Raw genomic sequence first — 2,686 nt, 5'->3', positions numbered from 1 at the left:
ACTCCCGACAGGTCTCCCACACATCCGCCCCGACCAGCTCACCAGTCCACTCACCCTGCATAACAGCAGTCTGACCCCACCGGAGAACCGACGAGGTCAGAACGCATGATTTTCATGAGTCTTCTAGTCCGCGGTGTCGGCGTCGTTGGTGACATCGCCATCGCCATCGCCATCGTTGGCGTTGGCGTCACGGACGTCATTGATGCGCGACTTGAACTCCGGACACTCAACGAGCGGCGTGTGCCGACAGGTGGACGCGTGCCGCAGGCTGTCGCGCATGCGGGTGAGGCGTGCGATGTCCTCGTCCAGCGTGGCGGCCTTCACTGCCAGCTGCTTGCGGAGTTCCGTATCGGACGGCGTGCTGACGAGGAAGCGCGCGATCTGCGTCAGCGTGAAGCCGGCGGCCTGCGCACAGCCGATGAGGGTGAGGCGGTCGAGGACGTCGGGGGAGTAGGCGCGGCGCAGGCCGTTGCGGCCGCTCGGCTCGATCAGGCCGCGGCGTTCGTAGTACCTGAGGGCTGACGCTGCCATGCCGGTCTGCGCGGCCACTTCGGCGATGTCCAGCTCCGGTCCCTGACCCGATGCCGGTTCGGCCCGGCGACCGCCTGCGATGTCGCCCTTGACTTGAACCATGCTTCAAGTTACAGCCTGGAGGCGTTCCTCCCAACCCCTCCGGGAAAGGCCCTCAGTCATGCCGCTCCATCCCCAGGTCCAGGCACATCTGGACCGGCTCGCCGCCGCCAACCTCGCGGGCCTGCACACCGTGACGCCCGACGTCGCCCGCGCCGGGGCACGCCGGCTGACCGCCGCTTCCGTCGGCGAGCCCGAGCCGGTCGCCGAGGTTACCGAGCGGGTACTCGGGACTGATGCCGGAGACGTGCCGGTGCGCATCTATCGCCCCTCCGGCGTTCCGACCGGCGCGACCGGCGCTCGACCGCTACCGGTCGTGGTGTTCTTCCACGGCGGCGGCTACGTGCTCGGCGATCTCGACTCCCACGACGGCCTCGCACGCGCCTTGGCCAACGGTTCGCAGAGCGTTGTCGTGTCCGTCGGCTACCCGCTCGCGCCCGAGAACAAGTTCCCCGACCAACCCAACGCCGGCTACGCCGCGACCGCCTGGATCGCCGACCACGCCGCCGCACTCCGCATCGACCCCAGCCGCATCGCCGTCGCCGGCGACAGCGCGGGCGGCAACCTCGCGGCAGTCGTCACCCTCAAGGCCCGCGCCAACGGCGGCCCGTACATAGGGTTCCAGCTGCTCATCTACCCCGACCTCGACTTCCGCCGCACCAACCGCTCGATCACCGAACTCGCCGGCCAATACGGCAACATCACCCGCGAGGCCCAGCAATGGTTCATGAACCACTACCTCACTACCGAGGCCGAGAAGCTGAACCCGCTGGTCTCTCCACTCCTCGAACCCGACCTGACCGCCCTCCCCCCGGCCCACATCATCACCGCCGAATACGACGCGCTCCGCGACGAGGGCGAGGAGTACGGCCGTCGCCTCGCTGCCGCAGGCGTTCCCGTCACGGTGAAGCGTTACGACGGGATGATCCACGAATTCCTTCGGCACCCCTTCGACGATGCGAAGGTCGCCATCGACGATGCGACCGCTGCTCTGCGGCGATTCTTCGACTCTGGCACCGGGCCGCGGTCCTAATCGCGGACCTCACGACACCGCAGACCCCACGACCCCGTCACGACCCGATACCCGGCGCCGGCTCCGCAACAGCCAGCCGGCGCGCCTCAGCCTCCAGTTCGGAGGCGACCTCGGCGGCGCCGCGCTCGTGGACCGCCAGGGCCGCTATCAGGTGGCTGATTAAGTTCTCGCCGAAGCCGGTCAGCCCCGAGATCTTCTGACGGTTGGACACCGGCATCAGGAGCGCACCCTCGGCGGTGTAGGGCTCGCCGAGCATCTTCGAGAACTGCCATTCACGGGTCGCCCGCGAGCCGCGGAAGACCACGCGGGTGGTGGTGACCACGATGCCGCCGCCGTCGATCACCGTCTGTTGGTCTGCGCCCGGGACGTAGGTGCCCTGCGACTGGCCCACCCGATACCAGACACCCTTGGCGATGCGCAGGCTCACGCCTTGCGAGCGGCCCTGATACGTCCCTGGCGTCCGGCGCGGCTCCACCAACTGCCCGCCGCCGCCCCACAGCGCCGCCTCGCCCCGCTTCAGCGTCAGCCCGAAGCTCGCCGACCACGTTCCGGACGCGATCGCGCGCACGATGCGGGCCAGGGCGGCGGCGTCGGCCTGTTCGGCGATCCGGGTCTGCTCGCGCTGCTGATGAGCCGCCTGAGCCTCGGACAAGGCCCGGCGTTGTTCCTTTTCGCGCTTGGCATGTGCCCTGGCGGTCCGCTTGTCGGCGGGAACCCAGAACACCCAGCCTTCCGGGGCCGGCGGCCACGACGGATCCGGACGCCAGTCCGGCGGCGGGACGAAGTCCGCCGGGGCCGGCGGCCAGCCCGGAGGCGGATTGAACCGCCAGCTACTCGTCATCGCGGCTCCTGACACGGCGCTGCCCCCGGAGACGATGATCACCGTCCGGCGGGCTCCGGCGCGCGCTCAGGGCCGGATGGCGGTAGCCCACATGGCCCTGGTCCGCTCAACGGCCGGCCAACCGCCCGCCGTCCGCCCACCAACCGGTCGGCAGCGGCGGCACCTACGACAAAGCCCCACCC

Annotated in this window: 3 protein-coding genes; 1 reads left to right on the top strand and 2 read right to left on the bottom strand. The window is 69.7% G+C overall.

Features of this window, described 5'->3' with window-relative positions; translation table 11 throughout:
- Positions 1 to 123: 123 nt before the first annotated feature.
- The gene (locus KGQ19_RS48260) at positions 124 to 633 is read right to left on the bottom strand and encodes a MerR family transcriptional regulator (protein ID WP_212022319.1); all 510 of its coding nucleotides are present in this window, start codon (positions 631 to 633) and stop codon (positions 124 to 126) included.
- A gap of 58 nt (positions 634 to 691) precedes the next feature.
- On the opposite strand from KGQ19_RS48260, the gene lipP1 reads away from it, so the two are divergent.
- On the top strand, positions 692 to 1,663 hold the full coding sequence (gene lipP1 / locus KGQ19_RS48255; protein WP_212022317.1) for a LipP1 family hormone-sensitive lipase: 972 nt from the start codon (positions 692 to 694) through the stop codon (positions 1,661 to 1,663).
- Between the two features lie 37 nt (positions 1,664 to 1,700).
- On the opposite strand, the gene KGQ19_RS48250 is transcribed toward lipP1, so the two are convergent.
- Positions 1,701 to 2,504, bottom strand: a complete 804-nt coding sequence (locus KGQ19_RS48250) for a hypothetical protein (protein WP_212022314.1) — start codon at positions 2,502 to 2,504, stop codon at positions 1,701 to 1,703.
- Positions 2,505 to 2,686: the final 182 nt, after the last annotated feature.

It is taken from the genome of Catenulispora pinistramenti, from assembly GCF_018274385.1.
Lineage (GTDB): Bacteria > Actinomycetota > Actinomycetes > Streptomycetales > Catenulisporaceae > Catenulispora > Catenulispora pinistramenti.
The sequence above is the reverse complement of the archived record's forward strand: the minus strand, read 5'-3'. Positions and strand labels throughout refer to the sequence as shown.